Annotated in this window: 16 protein-coding genes; 6 read left to right on the top strand and 10 right to left on the bottom strand. The window is 71.6% G+C overall.

The window, feature by feature from the left end; translation table 11 throughout:
• Nucleotides 1-178: 178 nt before the first annotated feature.
• Genes KWI83_RS33560 through KWI83_RS33550 form a run of 3 tightly spaced genes read right to left on the bottom strand, consistent with a single transcriptional unit; the run spans nt 179 to nt 2,077 of the window.
• A complete protein-coding gene (locus KWI83_RS33560; RefSeq protein WP_218518163.1) occupies nt 179-943 on the bottom strand; it encodes a DUF3710 domain-containing protein in 765 nt (254 codons plus the stop codon).
• 1 nt (nt 944) lies between these two features.
• Nucleotides 945-1,496 carry a dUTP diphosphatase gene (gene dut, locus KWI83_RS33555; RefSeq protein WP_218518162.1) on the bottom strand — a complete coding sequence of 184 codons (552 nt, stop codon included), beginning with the start codon at nt 1,494-1,496 and terminating at the stop codon, nt 945-947.
• The gene (locus tag KWI83_RS33550; protein WP_218518161.1) at nt 1,493-2,077 is read right to left on the bottom strand and encodes a PaaI family thioesterase; all 585 of its coding nucleotides are present in this window, start codon (nt 2,075-2,077) and stop codon (nt 1,493-1,495) included. Before KWI83_RS33550 ends, dut begins: the two co-directional genes overlap by 4 nt.
• Before the next feature lie 109 nt (nt 2,078-2,186).
• Between KWI83_RS33550 and KWI83_RS33545 the strand changes: the two genes are divergently transcribed.
• Complete coding sequence (locus KWI83_RS33545; protein ID WP_218518160.1) at nt 2,187-2,654, top strand: DUF3093 domain-containing protein; 468 nt, start codon at nt 2,187-2,189, stop codon at nt 2,652-2,654.
• Between the two features lie 12 nt (nt 2,655-2,666).
• Here KWI83_RS33545 and KWI83_RS33540 read toward each other — a convergent pair whose 3' ends face one another.
• The 4 genes from KWI83_RS33540 to KWI83_RS33525 form a co-directional block, all read right to left on the bottom strand.
• Complete coding sequence (locus tag KWI83_RS33540; RefSeq protein WP_218518159.1) at nt 2,667-3,605, bottom strand: hypothetical protein; 939 nt, start codon at nt 3,603-3,605, stop codon at nt 2,667-2,669.
• A gap of 13 nt (nt 3,606-3,618) precedes the next feature.
• Complete coding sequence (locus KWI83_RS33535) at nt 3,619-3,915, bottom strand: DUF4193 domain-containing protein (RefSeq protein WP_003993510.1); 297 nt, start codon at nt 3,913-3,915, stop codon at nt 3,619-3,621.
• A 392-nt stretch (nt 3,916-4,307) separates the two neighbouring features.
• Nucleotides 4,308-5,540: a HAMP domain-containing sensor histidine kinase gene (locus tag KWI83_RS33530; RefSeq protein WP_218518158.1), complete on the bottom strand. Its 1,233-nt coding sequence runs from the start codon at nt 5,538-5,540 to the stop codon at nt 4,308-4,310.
• Between the two features lie 6 nt (nt 5,541-5,546).
• Nucleotides 5,547-6,200: a response regulator transcription factor gene (locus KWI83_RS33525; protein WP_007385219.1), complete on the bottom strand. Its 654-nt coding sequence runs from the start codon at nt 6,198-6,200 to the stop codon at nt 5,547-5,549.
• A 472-nt stretch (nt 6,201-6,672) separates the two neighbouring features.
• Here KWI83_RS33525 and KWI83_RS33520 point away from each other — a divergent pair, with 472 nt between their 5' ends.
• On the top strand, nt 6,673-6,846 hold the full coding sequence (locus tag KWI83_RS33520) for a hypothetical protein (protein ID WP_003997305.1): 174 nt from the start codon (nt 6,673-6,675) through the stop codon (nt 6,844-6,846).
• A 90-nt stretch (nt 6,847-6,936) separates the two neighbouring features.
• On the opposite strand, the gene KWI83_RS33515 is transcribed toward KWI83_RS33520, so the two are convergent.
• Both KWI83_RS33515 and KWI83_RS33510 read right to left on the bottom strand, forming a co-directional pair.
• A complete protein-coding gene (locus KWI83_RS33515) occupies nt 6,937-7,752 on the bottom strand; it encodes an inositol monophosphatase family protein (protein WP_218518157.1) in 816 nt (271 codons plus the stop codon).
• Nucleotides 7,753-7,760: 8 nt separating this feature from the next.
• Nucleotides 7,761-8,888, bottom strand: a complete 1,128-nt coding sequence (locus KWI83_RS33510; RefSeq protein WP_218518156.1) for a ferrochelatase — start codon at nt 8,886-8,888, stop codon at nt 7,761-7,763.
• Nucleotides 8,889-9,106: 218 nt separating this feature from the next.
• On the opposite strand from KWI83_RS33510, the gene KWI83_RS33505 reads away from it, so the two are divergent.
• The 4 genes from KWI83_RS33505 (at nt 9,107) to sepH (ending at nt 13,601) form a co-directional block, all read left to right on the top strand.
• Complete coding sequence (locus KWI83_RS33505; protein WP_218518155.1) at nt 9,107-10,345, top strand: MFS transporter; 1,239 nt, start codon at nt 9,107-9,109, stop codon at nt 10,343-10,345.
• A complete protein-coding gene (locus KWI83_RS33500) occupies nt 10,305-11,624 on the top strand; it encodes a D-arabinono-1,4-lactone oxidase (RefSeq protein ID WP_218518154.1) in 1,320 nt (439 codons plus the stop codon). Before KWI83_RS33505 ends, KWI83_RS33500 begins: the two co-directional genes overlap by 41 nt.
• A gap of 14 nt (nt 11,625-11,638) precedes the next feature.
• Nucleotides 11,639-11,884, top strand: coding sequence for a hypothetical protein (locus KWI83_RS33495; RefSeq protein WP_218518153.1), 246 nt, complete (start codon nt 11,639-11,641; stop codon nt 11,882-11,884).
• Between the two features lie 682 nt (nt 11,885-12,566).
• Nucleotides 12,567-13,601, top strand: coding sequence for a septation protein SepH (sepH, locus tag KWI83_RS33490; protein WP_218518152.1), 1,035 nt, complete (start codon nt 12,567-12,569; stop codon nt 13,599-13,601).
• Between the two features lie 78 nt (nt 13,602-13,679).
• Here sepH and KWI83_RS33485 read toward each other — a convergent pair whose 3' ends face one another.
• On the bottom strand, nt 13,680-14,531 hold the full coding sequence (locus tag KWI83_RS33485; RefSeq protein WP_218518151.1) for a sulfurtransferase: 852 nt from the start codon (nt 14,529-14,531) through the stop codon (nt 13,680-13,682).
• Nucleotides 14,532-14,660: the final 129 nt, after the last annotated feature.

The raw sequence follows: 14,660 nt of genomic DNA, 5'->3' as shown, positions 1-14,660 counted from the left end.
GCCTCATTGTCCGTCTTCCGCAAACTGCTGCCTACGCAGCGTCGACCTTACGGCCAACGTTCCGGGCGAAGGGGACGACGAGGGGCTGCGGGGACGCCTTTGACAGAACCCTGACGCGCCGGGCATGCGAAAGGGCCGCACCCCACGGGATACGGCCCTAGTCGTGTCCGTCTCCGTCTCAGCGGACCTCGGTGATCTCCGGTCCGCGCTGGAGCTGCCCCATGCCACCGGAGAAGCGGGAGTTGCCCTGGTCGTCCTGCTGGACGCCCTCGGGGACCATCTGCGCGTCGTTCGGCAGCTTCAGGACGATCGGGTCGCGGGGCGCCATGGGCCCGTCGCCGCGCACCACGACCGTGTCCCGGAAGATCTGCTCCAGCAGCCCGGCGGCCTGCGGCTGCACCGCGCCCTGGCCCGAGATCACACCGCGGAGGAACCAGCGGGGCCCGTCCACACCGACGAACCGGACGACCTGGAAGCCGCCCGTGCCGTCCGGCAGCTGCACCGGCACCTGGGCCCGCAACTCCCAGCCGAGCGGGCCCTCGACCTCGTCGACGATGCCGCCCTGCTGGGTGATGCCGGCGGCGATCTCCTCGCGCACCTCGCCCCAGATGCCCTCGCGCTTGGGCGCGGCGAAGGCCTGGAGCTGGATGGCGCTGTCCCGGAGCACGACGGTCGCCGCGACGATCGCGTCACCCGCGACCTCCACCCGCAGCTCCATGCCGTCGACTCCCGGCACGAACAGCCCGCCCAGGTCGACCCGGCCCTCGGCCGGGTCCCGTACCTCGGAGCTGTCCCACGGTCCGTCGGGCCGCGGCTCCGGCTCCAGCCGCACCCGCTCGCGACCGACCTCGTCGTCCGCCTCAGTGTCGACGCTGTCGACGACCTGCTCGGCCTCGCCGGCCGCGTCCTCGGCGGCACCCTTCTTCTTGCGACGTCCGAACACGTCACTGTCCTTCCCGGTCGGATACGACCGAAGCGTATCGATTCCCACCCGCCTCGCCGCCCACGGCGGCGTGACCGCTTGTGCCGCCCCCGTCGCCCACCGCGGCATGGCCGCCGGTGGACCCGAAGCCCCCATCGGCCCGCGCCGAGCCGGGAAGCTCCGCCACCTCCTGGAAGCGGACCTTCTCGACCTGCTGGACGACCAGTTGGGCAATCCGGTCGAAGCGTTCGAACCGCACGGTCTCGCGCGGGTCGAGATTCACCACGATCACCTTGATCTCCCCACGGTACCCGGCATCAACCGTCCCCGGGGCATTCACGAGGGCGACACCGCAGCGGGCGGCGAGGCCGGAACGCGGGTGCACGAAGGCCGCGTACCCCTCGGGCAGCGCGACAGACACCCCCGTGGGCAGGACGGCCCGTTCGCCCGGCGCCAGTTCACAGGCCTCGGTGGTGCGCAGATCGGCTCCCGCGTCACCGGGGTGCGCATACGCCGGAAGCGGTACGTCCGCATCGACGCGCCGGATCAGCACGTTCACGGGGTCGCGGCTCACGGGTTCACCTCGAAGGCGCGGGCGCGCCTGATCTGGTCGGGGTCGTTCATGGCGGCCTGGATCTCCTCCTCACGGCCGTGGTCGATGAAGTGCTCGACCTTGACCTCGATGAAGAGGGCGTCGGCGCGGACGGCGACGGGGCCGTCGGGGGCGCCGATGCGTCCGGTGGCGGTGGAGTAGATCTTCCGTCCGGCCACCGCGGTCACCTCGGCCGCGAGGTGCAGTGTGGTGCCCACCGGCACGGGCCGGACGAAGTCGGTCTCCAGCCGGCCGGTGACGGCGATGGTGCGCAGCAGCCAGTTCAGCGAGCCGAGCGTCTCGTCGAGGGCGGTGGCGAGCACTCCGCCGTGGGCGAGGCCGGGGGCGCCCTGGTGTTCGGGGCGTACGGTGAACTCGGCGGTGATCGACACTCCTTCGCCGGCCCGCGCCGCCAGGTGCAGCCCGTGCGCCTGTTCGCCGCCGCAGCCGAAGCACTGGCCGTAGTGCGCGCCGAGGAGCTCACCGGGCGCGGGAGCGTCGGCGTGCCGCACCGGCTGCCTCGCGTCGGCGGGAGGCGTCAGAGCTGGGGATGTACCACTCACAGCCGCAGACCTTACCCGCCCGCCCGTCTCCGCCACCGCCCTGCCTGACAGCGCTGCGAGCTGGCCCCCTGAACCCGGCGGCGCACGGACCCGTGCCAAGCTTGACGTCATGCAGCTCTCCGCCGCCCCGTACGAAGAACGCCTCACCGCGCCCCGCTCCTGGTGGCTGATCAGCTTCCTGGCCGGGGTCTCGCTCGCCCTGATCCTGCTGCCCTTCGGCACGCTGCCGATGCTGGGGGGCCTGGTCGGCGGCACGGCCGCCGCGGCGGTGGCGGCGAGTTCGTACGGCTCGGTCCGTATTCGCGTGGTGGGCGGCGCCCTGATCGCGGGCGAGGCGAAGGTCCCGGTCACGGCGCTGGGCGAGGCGGAGGTCCTGGGCCCGGAGGAGGCCCGGGCCTGGCGGACCCACAAGGCCGACACCCGCGCCTTCATGCTGCTGCGCGCGTACATCCCCACGGCCCTGCGCGTCGAGATCACCGACCCGGCGGACCCGACGCCGTACCTGTACCTGTCGACGCGTGAGCCGCAGCGGCTGGCGGAGGCGATCAGGACGGCTAGGGAAGCGGCTGCCGCGTAACAGCGGCGCCGGTCAGCGCCCGGGCTCCTGCGGCTCCCCGTTGCCCATCGGCAGCGCGTCCGCGGGCCGCTCCAGCGGCGGCAGCTCCGTCAGCTGGTCCCACGGCACCTGCATCGTGCGCAGGTCCGCCCGGATCCGCGCAGCGAGCTTCTTGGTGTCCCGCCGGTTCATGGCCGCGCCGACCGCGGCCCCCACCATGAACGGCATCAGGTTGGGCAGGTTGCGCACCATGCGCTTCATGATCTGCTGCCGCAGCTGCCGCTTCATGTGACCGCCGAGGGCGGAGTTCACCGTGGAGGGCCTCAGGGGATCGATCCCGCGCTCCTCCGACCAGGACTTCAGATAGGCGCTGCTGCGGTCCTTCAGATTGCCCGGCGGCCGCACGCCGTAGACCTCGTGGAGCTCGGCGATCAGCTTGAGCTCTATCGCGGCGACGCCGGTGATCTCCGCGGCCAGCTCCGCGGGCATCGCGGGCGGCACGGGCAGCATCGCCGCCGCTCCCACGCCCGCTCCGACCGTCGCCGAAGCCTTCGCCGCGCCCGCGACCAGCTTGTCCGCGAGCTGTTCGGGACCGAGGCCCGGGAACTGCCCGCGCAGCGTCGCCAGGTCTCGTACGGGGATCCGCGGGGCGATCTCGATCAGCCGGTCGGCGAGGTACCCGAGGCCCGCCCTGGCGTGTCGGCCGCCCTTGCGGACGCCATGCCTGGCCAGGTCCCTGGCCCTGTCTCGGATCACCGCCGCCCGGCGCCTGGCGACGGGGGTGGGGTCCTGAGCCGGCACCGGGAGGTCAGCCCGGTCACCGGCCGGTTCGAGCGAGGCCGACCCCGTAGGGACCGGTCCCGTGCCGGAGGAGCCCCGCTCGTCGTCACGCACGCCGTGAGGGCCGTCGGACGGCCCCGAGTCCGCTCCCCAGGGGAAGCGGCGCTTCCGAGGTGGGGTCGAGCCAGTCACGGCCGACCCCGCCTCAGTCGCAGTCGCGGCAGATCGGCTGACCGTTCTTCTCCCGGGCCAGCTGGCTGCGGTGGTGCACCAGGAAGCAGCTCATACAGGTGAACTCGTCCTGCTGCTTGGGCAGTACGCGGACCGCCAGTTCCTCGTTCGAGAGGTCGGCGCCGGGCAGCTCCAAGCCCTCGGCGGCCTCGAACTCGTCGACGTCCACGGCCGAGGCGGACTTGTCGTTCCGCCGGGCCTTCAGCTCTTCAAGGCTGTCCGAGTCGACGTCGTCGTCGGTCTTGCGTGGGGTGTCGTAGTCGGTTGCCATGTCGCTCTCCCCCTCCGGGTGTCTGCGGTGTCTCCAGCGCACGTAACGCGTGAGAGGCCGGACTTGTGCCCGACCCGAGGCGGAGATTTTGCCTCACATCAAGGTCTGTTACTCAATCGACACCCAACCGGACTCCTCACAAGTGATCGGCTTGGATGGCGATCGGGACCGTACACCGTCCGAATGTCGCACTTCAAAGGCGTCTCACCGTGTACTTCCCGTGATCAAGCCACCGGAAAACCCGGATTTTCCGGGCTTTCCGACAGCCCGCATGATCACGGAGAGTAGATAGCCAGAAAATCGTCTTTGTGATCGATCACACAAGGAGCGACCGGACGGGTGCCCCGAAAATTCCGCGCAAAGCGAACATCCCCGGGTGTGTCGCCGGGCTCTCAGATCGGGAAGGTGACCCGCATCACGAGCCCGCCTCCCTCCCGCGGCCGCGCCGCGATGTGCCCGCCGTGCGCCCGGGCCACGGACCGGACGATGGACAGGCCGAGGCCGACGCCCTTGTCGCTGCCGGTGCGCTCCGTGCGCAGTCTCCGGAAGGGCTCGAAGAGATTGTCGATCTCGTACGCCGGCACCACCGGCCCGGTGTTCGCCACGACCAGGACGGCCTGGCCGTGCTGGATCTCGGTGGTGACCTCGACCCAGCCGCCCTCGGGGACGTTGTACCGGACGGCGTTCTGCACCAGGTTCAGCGCGATCCGCTCCAGCAGGACGCCGTTGCCCTGGACGACCGCGGGCTCACGATTGCCGCGGATCTCCACACCCTTGGCGTCCGCCTCGGCGTGGACCTGGTCGATGGCCTGCGAGGCGACCTCGGCGAGGTCCACGGGCCCCCGCTCGACGATCTGGTTGTCGCTGCGGGCCAGCAGCAGCAGACCCTCCACGAGCTGCTCGCTGCGCTCGTTGGTGGCCAGCAGCGTCTTGCCGAGCTGCTGGAGCTCCACCGGCGCGTTCGGGTCGGACAGGTGCACTTCGAGGAGCGTGCGGTTGATCGCGAGCGGGGTTCTGAGCTCGTGAGAGGCGTTGCCGACGAAGCGCTGCTGGGCGGTGAAGGCCCGCTGCAGCCGCTCCAGCATGTCGTCGAAGGTGTCGGCCAGCTCCTTGAGCTCGTCGTCCGGACCGTCCAGCTCGATCCGCCGGGACAGATCCGACCCGGCGACCGCGCGCGCGGTGCGGGTGATCCGCCCGAGCGGCGAGAGCACCCGGCCGGCCATGGCGTAACCGAACGCGAAGGCGATCACGGCGAGGCCGAGCAGGGCCAGCAGGGAGCGGCTGAGCAGGTTGTCCAGGGCGTGCTGGCGCTGCTCGTTGACGCAGGCGTTCATGGCCTGGTTGAGCTCGTCCGCGGTCGGCGAGCCGGGGAAGTTGCAGGTCTCGCTCGCCACCTGGCCGGAGAGGATCTTGAAGGGCAGGTCACTGCCCACGTTCATGGCGTTCGCGGCGAGCAGGTAGATGATCGACAGCAGCATGATGCCGGCGATCAGGAACATGCCGCCGTACAGCAGCGTGAGCCGTATCCGGATGGTCGGCCGCAGCAGCGGGAACGGAGGGGCCGCCTTCCTGGGGTCCCAGGTGGGCTTCGGGGGCGCCTGGGGAGGCGCGGGGTGCGCGGCCACCGCCGGTCAGATCCGGTAACCGGAGCCGGGCACGGTCACGATGACGGGCGGCTCGCCCAGCTTGCGACGCAGGGTCATGACGGTCACGCGCACCACGTTGGTGAACGGGTCGGTGTTCTCGTCCCAGGCCTTCTCCAGGAGCTGCTCGGCGGAGACGACGGCACCCTCGCTGCGCATCAGGACCTCCAGGACGGCGAACTCCTTCGGCGCGAGCTGCACCTCCTTGCCGTCCCGGAAGACCTCGCGGCGGTTCGGGTCCAGCTTGATGCCGGCGCGCTCCAGGACGGGCGGCAGCGGCACGCTCGTACGGCGGCCGAGGGCACGCACGCGTGCGGTCAGCTCGCTGAACGCGAAAGGCTTGGGGAGATAGTCGTCGGCGCCGATCTCCAGGCCCTCGACCCGGTCACTGACGTCGCCGGACGCCGTGAGCATCAGCACGCGTGTGGGCATGCCGAGCTCGACGATCTTGCGGCAGACGTCGTCGCCGTGCACCAGGGGCAGGTCGCGGTCGAGGACGACCACGTCGTAGTCGTTGACGCCGATGCGCTCCAGGGCGGCCGCACCGTCGTACACGACGTCGACGGCCATGGCCTCCCGGCGCAGTCCGGTGGCCACCGCATCGGCGAGCAGTTGCTCGTCCTCGACGACGAGTACGCGCACGTCGCTGTCCTTCCTGTGTCCACCCGCACAGCGCCTCAGGGCGCACGCGAGCAGGGGTCTTCGGGGGTGTGTTGACCTCCATCCTGCCCTTTTCGGCCATAAGTCGGCAGTAAGGCGGTGGAGCGGCAGCCGGAGCGGGCCCGGGCCGGACCTCGGCGATCTCCGCGGTGAGCCTGGCGGCGGCACCGCGCGAAACGGGGCGCCGGATCCGGGCATGCGAGATTTTCTCCTCCGGTTGAGGTTTCTGCGGGAGGGAGCGGGGGGAGGACCGTTTACACCCCGCGATCACGCTCTGCTTGTGCCGCAGCACCATGCGGTACGCCGCGGTCCGCTTCCGCAGAGTGGGCGTGGGTGTCCGGCACCGTCGCCGCCCAGCAGGGCAGCGCTGGGCACCCATGGGAGACGTGATCGCCCCTTCCGAACGGCACACCCCCGTGCCATCGACCCACGACCCAGGACGAGGGGGCGCAGCATGGACGCATTCACCGCAGGACTTCTGCAGCGCATAAGGGCGACCGAGTCCGACCTGACGCGGGCCCGGGACGAGGGCGACGACTTCCTCGTCGAGGTGGAGCAGGGCGAGCTCGACGACCTGCGCCGTCTCGCGGCCGAGCACGGTGTGGAAGTCGGCGCGTCAAGCGTCTGACCCGTACGACGGCGGGCCCCCGGCGAGTCCAGCGCCGGGGGCCCGTTCGTGCCCTGGCCACCTCGTGCTTCGGCCAGTTCCTCGGCCGATTCAGTCGTGCCAGGCGCCGAAGTCCTCCAGGAGCCGCTGGAGGGGTTCGAAGACGCCGGGGGTACCCGCGACCGTCAGATCGCGTGACGGGCGCTCTGTGGGGCGTCCGCCGGTCAGGGCGCCCGCTTCCCGGGCGATCAGCTCCCCTGCGGCGTAGTCCCAGGCGTTGAGTCCGCGCTCGTAGTAGCCGTCGAGGCGGCCGGCGGCGACGTCGCACAGGTCGACGGCGGCGGAGCCGCCGCGCCGGATGTCGCGGACGAGGGGGATCAGCTTGCCGGCGATCTCGGCCTGGTGCGTGCGGACCTCGGTGACGTAGTTGAAGCCGGTGGAGATCAGGGCCTGGTCCAGCGGCGGGGACGGCCGGCAGGCCAGCCTGCGCTCGCCCTCCCAGGCTCCCATCGCCCAGGCCCCGCCGCCGCGCACCGCGTGGTACGTCTCGCCGCGCATCGGCGCGGCGACCACGCCGACCACGGTCTCGCCGTCCTGCTCGGCGGCTATGGACACGGCCCAGGTGGGCAGCCCGTAGAGGTAGTTCACCGTGCCGTCGAGCGGGTCGATCACCCAGCGGACGCCGCTGCTGCCCTCGCTGGAGGCGCCCTCCTCGCCGAGGAAGCCGTCGTCGGGGCGGTGGTCCGAGATCAGGTCGGTGATCAGCTTCTCCGCCGCGATGTCCATCTCGGTCACCACGTCGATCGGGCTGGACTTGGTGGCGGCCACCGCGAGGTCGGCCGGGCGGCCGTCCCGCAGCAGCTCACCGGCGCGGCGGGCGGCCTCCTGGGCGAGCCGCAGCAGTTCCAGGTGGTGGGCGTCGGTCACGGCGCTCCTCATGCGTAGGGGCTGTCGGCGCCCGCGGCGGCGGGACGCGGGGCGCGGGGCGGGCAGCAGCCGACCGGGCAGAGGTGGTGGCTCGGGCCCAGCGCGCCCAGGGCGCACGGCGTGACCTTCTGGCCACGCTCCACGGCGGCCCGCTCCAGGACGAGGTCGCGGATCGCGGCGGCGAACCTCGGGTCGGCGCCCACGGTGGCCGAGCGGCGCACCGGCAGACCCAGCTCCTCGGCCTTGGCCTTGGCTTCCGTGTCGAGGTCGTAGAGGACCTCCATGTGATCGGAGACGAAGCCGATGGGGGCCATCACGACGGCCGGGGCCCCCGCCGCGTGCCGCTCCTCAAGGTGGTCGCAGATGTCGGGCTCCAGCCACGGGATGTGCGGGGCGCCGGAGCGCGACTGGTAGACGAGCTGCCAGGGGTGGTCGACGCCGGTGCGCTCTCGGACGGCGTCGGCGATCAGCTGTGCCACGTCCAGATGCTGTCTGACGTACGCCCCGCCGTCCCCGTGCTCCTCGACCGGGCCGGAGGTGTCCGCGGCGGAGTTCGGGATGGAGTGGGTCGTGAACGCGAGGTGCGCGCCGTCCCGGACGTTCTCGGGGAGGGAGGCGAGGGACTGGAGCACGCCGTCGATCATGGGCTCCACGAAGCCGGGGTGGTTGAAGTAGTGCCGCAGCTTGTCGATCTTGGGCAGGTCGAGGCCCTCCGCCTCCAGGGCGGCGAGCGCGTCGGCCAGGTTCTCGCGGTACTGGCGGCAGCCCGAGTACGAGGCGTAGGCGCTGGTGGCGAGGACCAGGATGCGGCGGCGGCCGTCGCGGACCATCTCGCGCAGGGTGTCCGTGAGGTACGGCGCCCAGTTGCGGTTGCCCCAGTAGACCGGCAGGTCCAGGCCGTGGTCGGCGAAGTCCTTGCGGAGGGCGTCCAGCAGGGCGCGGTTCTGGTCGTTGATCGGGCTGACCCCGCCGAACAGGAAGTAGTGCCGGCCGACTTCCTTGAGGCGTTCCTTGGGGATGCCGCGCCCGCGCGTCACGTTCTCCAGGAACGGGACGACATCGTCCGGCCCCTCCGGGCCGCCGAACGAGAGCAGGAGCAGGGCGTCGTAGGGGGTGGCATCGAGCGCGTCTGGCATGACTCCGATCCTGCCACCCGGCACTGACAGTGCGGTAACGGTGGGGTGCCGCACGTGTTCCCGGCCATCTCGCGAGTGCATGAGGGCCCCCCAACTCGTAAGCTGTATAAGCCATCTTCGCGCCTTACTGATCCGTACCGAGCCGTGCCGCGCCTTACGGCAGCGGTATCGGCCCCCCTCCATCCTTCCGAGATCCTTCCGAGCCGCCCGGAGACCCAGTGCCCAGCCCCTACCGCGCCCTGTTCGCCGCCCCCGGCTCCAAGGGCTTCTCCGCCGCGGGATTCCTCGGCCGGATGCCGCTGTCGATGATGGGCATCGGTGTGGTCACGATGGTCTCCCAGCTCACCGGGCGGTACGGGCTGGCGGGAGCGCTGTCGGCCACCATCGCGCTGGCGGCGGCGGTGGCGGGCCCGCAGGTCTCGCGGCTGGTCGACCAGTACGGGCAGCGGCGGGTGCTGCGCCCGGCGACCCTGCTGGCGCTGACCGGGGCGGCCGTTCTGCTGGTCGCCGCGCACTACGGGTGGCCGGACTGGGTGCTGTTCGTGGCCTGTGCGGGCATCGGGTGCGTGCCGAGCGTCGGCGCGATGATCCGGGCCCGCTGGGCGGCCCTGTACCGGGGCACCCCGCAGCTGCACACCGCGTACTCCTTCGAGTCCGTGGTGGACGAGATCTGCTTCATCTTCGGGCCGATCATCTCCATCGGCCTGTCCACCGCCTGGTTCCCGGAGGCCGGTCCGCTGCTGGCCGCCTGCTTCCTCGCGGCCGGCGTCTTCTGGCTGACCGCGCAGCGGTCCACCGAGCCCGCCCCGCACCCGCGCGAGCGGCACGGCGGCGGCTCCGCCATGCGCTCCGCCGGTCTGCAGGTCCTGGTGGCCACCTTCGTGGCCACCGGCGCGATCTTCGGGGCGGTGGACGTGGTCACCGTGGCCTTCGCCGACGAGCAGGGCCACAAGGGGGCGGCCAGCGTCGTCCTCGCGGTGTACGCGCTGGGCTCCTGCGTGGCAGGCGCCGTCTTCGGGCTGCTGCACTTCAAGGGGGCGCCCGAACCTCGGTGGTTGCTGGGCGTGTGCGCGATGGCCGTGAGTATGATCCCCCTCCTACTGGTCGGAAACTTGCCGTTTCTGGCCGTGGCGCTCTTCGTCGCGGGCCTGTCCATCGCTCCCACGATGATCACGACGATGTCCCTGGTCGAAGAGCACGTACCACGCGCGCAACTGACCGAGGGCATGACCTGGGTGAGCACCGGGCTCGCGGTGGGGGTCGCCCTCGGCTCCTCCGTGGCCGGCTGGGTGATCGACGCCGCCGGTGCGCGCGCCGGGTACGGGGTTCCGGCGGTGTCCGGGGCCGTCGCGGTCGCGGTCGGTTTCCTCGGGTACCGCCGGCTCAAGCGGCCGGCTGCGGGTCGGGGAGGCACCGTTGAGCAGCACAGCGAGCGGGAAGAACGGCACATGGCGTAACTGGGGCGGCAATGTCGCCGCCCGCCCGGCACGGGAGGTCACGCCCGCCTCCGTGGAGGAGCTGGCCGAGGCGGTACGGCAGGCGGCGGAGGACGGCCTGAAGGTGAAGGCCGTCGGCACCGGGCACTCCTTCACGTCCATAGCGGCGACCGACGGCGTGTTGATCCGCCCTCAACTCTTGACGGGCATCCGCAACATTGACCGGGAGGCCGGCACCGTCACCGTCGAGGCGGGCACCCCCCTCAAGAGACTCAATGTGGCCCTCGCGCGTGAGGGGCTGTCGCTGACCAACATGGGCGACATCATGGAACAGACCGTCTCCGGGGCCACCAGCACCGGCACGCACGGTACGGGCCGCGACTCCGCTTCGATCGCCGCCCAGATCCGGGGCCTGGAGCTGGTCACCGCCGACGGGTTGGTGCTCACCTGCTCCGAGAAGGAGAACCCGGATGTCTTCGCGGCCGCCCGGATCGGCCTCGGCGCCCTTGGCATCGTCACCGCGATCACCTTCGCCGTCGAGCCGATCTTCCTGCTCACCGCGCGCGAAGAGCCGATGACCTTCGACCGGGTCACCAGCTCCTTCGACGAACTCTGGGCCGAGAACGAGCACTTCGAGTTCTACTGGTTTCCGCACACCGGCAACACCAACACCAAGCGCAACAACCGCACCGCCGGCCCGGAGCGTCCGGTGGGGCAGCTCAAGGGCTGGTTCGAGGACGAGTTCCTCTCCAACGGCGTCTTCCAGGTGGCCAACTGGGTCGGCCGCGCGGTGCCCGCCACCATCCCCACGATCGCCCAGATCTCCAGCAAGGCCCTCTCCGCGCGCACTTACACGGACATCCCGTACAAGGTCTTCACGTCTCCGCGCCGGGTGCGTTTCGTGGAAATGGAGTACGCCGTCCCGCGCGAGGCGGTCGTGGAGGCGCTGCACGAACTGAAGGCGACGGTCGACCGGTCGCGGCTGCGGATCAGCTTCCCCGTCGAGGTGCGCACCGCCCCTGCCGACGACATCACGCTGTCCACGGCATCGGGCCGGGACACCGCGTACATCGCCGTCCACATGTTCCAGGGCACCCCCTATCAGGCGTACTTCACCGCCGCCGAGCGGATCTTCACCGCGCACGAGGGGCGGCCGCACTGGGGCAAGGTGCACACGCGGGACGCGGAGTACTTCGCCGGGGTCTATCCCCGTTTCGGGGAGTTCACGGCGCTGCGGGATCGGCTGGATCCGGAACGGATGTTCCAGAACGACTACTTGCGGAGGGTCCTGGGGTCGTAGCGGACGCGGTGGGCGTGGAAGTCGGGGCCTGCTCCTCGCCGGTGTCCTGCTCGTCCCCGGAGCTCGCGCTCGGAGTAGGCGTCGAACTGCCCGTCGTACCGCCGTCGTCGCCACCGGAGGAGGCGTCGCCGGTGGTGTCCGGTGCCCCGGAGGGAGTGGGCGTCGAACCGTCCCCGCCGGAAACGGAGTCGGAGCCGGAGTCCCTGGAGCCCCTGGAGCCCCCGGAGTTGCCGGAGTCCGAGGTGGACGACTTGCCGTGACCGGAGAGGGCGTCCCCGACCGTCGTACTGCCCCCGCCGCTGACGCTGCCGCCGGAGGCCAGTCCCGTACACCCCGAAGCAGGAGGCGAGTGTGGCGCCACCACGGCGGCCACGGCGCTGCCCGCCCCCTGGGGCAGGCTCAGGTCGATCCGCTTCTGCTTCGCCTCTTCCCCGGCCCTCGACTCCTCGACGACATCGGGCCTTTCGCGCATTCCGGGGCCTTGCCCGCCTTTTCCGTACTTGATCGACTGGTGGCAGGAGAGGGGGACCTACGGTCGAAACCGGTAGTTCCGTTTCTGGTGGTTCCGTGAAGTACGCCACGCGCGTGATCGGGAAGACCCGTCAGCGACGGCCAAGTGCCGCCCTCCGGGAGAAGTTGAGCGGCGCGCCAATCCACGCACGTGGTCCAAATGGAGTACTGTTGCGAGCCCTGGGTCCAGTCTCCCGCCAGGGCGTCCGGGACCGTGAAGGACCGCCGGGAGGGAGCTTGTTGCACAGGGTGACGGAGTTGGTCACTTAGCGTTGCGAATAGGTAACCGTGCCATAACGGCGATCCAGGGCCCGTGCCCGACACGCCGGGCAACTCGGCAAGGTTGTGGCAGGCTGCACCCGGGCAGGCCACACTCGACTAGCGGAAGCAGCGACGCACGTGACGTCGGCAGGCACCACCCGGGAGGTCCCCATGCCCGAACTGCGTGTCGTGGCCGTCTCCAATGACGGCACACGGCTGGTGCTGAAGGCTGCGGACAGCACGGAGTACACGCTTCCGATCGACGAACGGCTCCGCGCCGCCGTGCGCGGCGACCGTCCTCGCCTCGGCCAGATCGAGATCGAGGTGGAGAGCCATCTCCGCCCCCGAGACATCCAGGCGCGGATACGTGCGGGCGCGACCGCGGAAGAGGTCGCCCAAATGGCGGGCATCCCCGTCGATCGCGTACGCCGCTTCGAGGGTCCCGTGCTCGCTGAGCGCGCCTTCATGGCCGAGCGGGCCCGCAAGACCCCGGTCCGCCGCCCCGGCGAGAACTCCGGACCGCTGCTCGGCGAGGCCGTGCAGGAGCGGCTGGTGCTGCGCGGCGCCGAGAAGGACACCGTGCAGTGGGACTCCTGGCGCCGCGACGACGGCACCTGGGAAGTGCTGCTGGTCTACCGGGTCGCGGGCGAGCCGCACTCGGCGAGCTGGACGTACGACCCGCCCCGGCGGCTCGTCCAGGCCGTCGACGACGAGGCCCGCTCGCTGATCGGCGAGGCCGACGACCTCGGCGCTCCGGAGCCCAGCTTTCCCTTCGTCCCACGCATCGCCCGGCTGCCGCGCGAGCGCACGCTGGACCGTTCCACCGACCGGGAGCGGCCGAGCCTGCCGGCACCCCCGGCCGAGCCCGCCGAGGAGAGCGCGGGTGAGCGGGACTCGCTGACCAGCCTGCTGGAGGCGGTACCGAGCTTCCGGGGCGACCTGGTGGTCCCGGAGCGTCCGGCGCCCGAGCCGGTGGAGGAACCCGCCGCCGAGCCCGAGGCGGAGGAGCCTCCGGCGCCCGCCGCCTCGGCCGGTTCCGCCTACGCGGACGTCCTCATGCCGCGCTCCGTCGGCAGCCACCGCGACCGCCTCATCGGCGCCACCGACCGCCAGGCCGAGGCCGACGGCGTCCGCCCCGGCCGCAGAGCGGCGGTCCCGAGCTGGGACGAAATCGTGTTCGGGACACGGAGGAAGAAGCAGGAGTAGATCCCGACCGACGGTACGAGAACGAGGGCCCACACCCGACCAGGTGCGGGCCCTCGGCGCATGGCGGCGCTGGGGCTGCTACTGCGGATCCGGCCCCACCGCAACCGGCCGTGCCGGATCCGACGACCACTCCGACCACGAGCCCACGTACAGCGCCGCCGGGATCCCCGCGACCGCCAGCGCCAGCACCTCGTGCGCCGCGGAGACCCCGGAACCGCAGTACACGCCCACCTTCGCCCCGTCGTACGCCCCCAGCGCGTTGAAGCGCGCCCGGAGCTCCTCGGCGGGCAGAAAGCGACCGTCCGCCCCCACGTTCTCGTTCGTCGGCGCCGACACCGCCCCGGGGATGTGCCCACCCACCCGGTCGATCGGCTCCACGTCGCCCCGGTACCGCTCCGCCGCCCGCGCGTCGAGCAGCACCCCCGAACGGGCCAGCGCCGCGGCCGCGGCCGCGTCCAGGAGCCCCTCGGCGCCGGCCTCCGGCCGGAAGTCGCCTTCCTCGGGCGTCGGCTCCTCCACCGACAGGGCGCCTTCCCACGCGGGCAACCCCCCGTCGAGCACCCGCACGTCCGGATGCCCCGTCCAGCGCAACAGCCACCAGGCGCGCGCCGCGGCCCAGCCCTGGCCGCCGTCGTACACGACGACCCGCCGCCCGGACGACACACCCGCCCGGCGCATCACGGCGCCGAACTCCGCCAGGTCCGGCAGCGGATGACGCCCGTGCGCGCCCGGCGCGGAGGCCAGTTCGCGGTCCAGGTCGACGAAGACCGCGCCGGGGATGTGCCCGGCCGCGTACTCGGCCCGGCCGTCGAAGGGCGGCTCACCGGCCGCCTTGGCCACAGTCAGCTGCCAGCGGACGTCGAGCAGCACGGGCGGATGGGGCCCCGCCAGGTCGCTCACGAGTTCGGATGCGGTGATGAGGGCGTTCATACCCACCATCCTTGCGCACGGGGTGGCCGCATCGTCCATGTCCGGCTACTCTGCTCGGCCGGACAGGCCCGATCACCACGCGTACGGGATCGGGCACATGCTGTAGAGCCGATCGAACCTCAGAGCAAT

Source organism: Streptomyces sp. TRM70350 (assembly GCF_019219825.1).
Lineage (GTDB): Bacteria > Actinomycetota > Actinomycetes > Streptomycetales > Streptomycetaceae > Streptomyces.
The sequence above is the reverse complement of the archived record's forward strand: the minus strand, read 5'-3'. Positions and strand labels throughout refer to the sequence as shown.

What these genes read in the sequence shown, in the direction of transcription:
- KWI83_RS33545 (WP_218518160.1), top strand. Translation starts at nt 2,187, where the DNA reads ATGCAGCTCTCCGCCGCCCCGTACGAAGAACGCCTCACCGCGCCCCGC.
- KWI83_RS33485 (WP_218518151.1), bottom strand. Translation starts at nt 14,531, where the DNA reads ATGAACGCCCTCATCACCGCATCCGAACTCGTGAGCGACCTGGCGGGG.
- KWI83_RS33520 (WP_003997305.1), top strand. Translation starts at nt 6,673, where the DNA reads ATGGACGCATTCACCGCAGGACTTCTGCAGCGCATAAGGGCGACCGAG.
- KWI83_RS33510 (WP_218518156.1), bottom strand. Translation starts at nt 8,888, where the DNA reads ATGCCAGACGCGCTCGATGCCACCCCCTACGACGCCCTGCTCCTGCTC.
- KWI83_RS33535 (WP_003993510.1), bottom strand. Translation starts at nt 3,915, where the DNA reads ATGGCAACCGACTACGACACCCCACGCAAGACCGACGACGACGTCGAC.
- sepH (WP_218518152.1), top strand. Translation starts at nt 12,567, where the DNA reads ATGCCCGAACTGCGTGTCGTGGCCGTCTCCAATGACGGCACACGGCTG.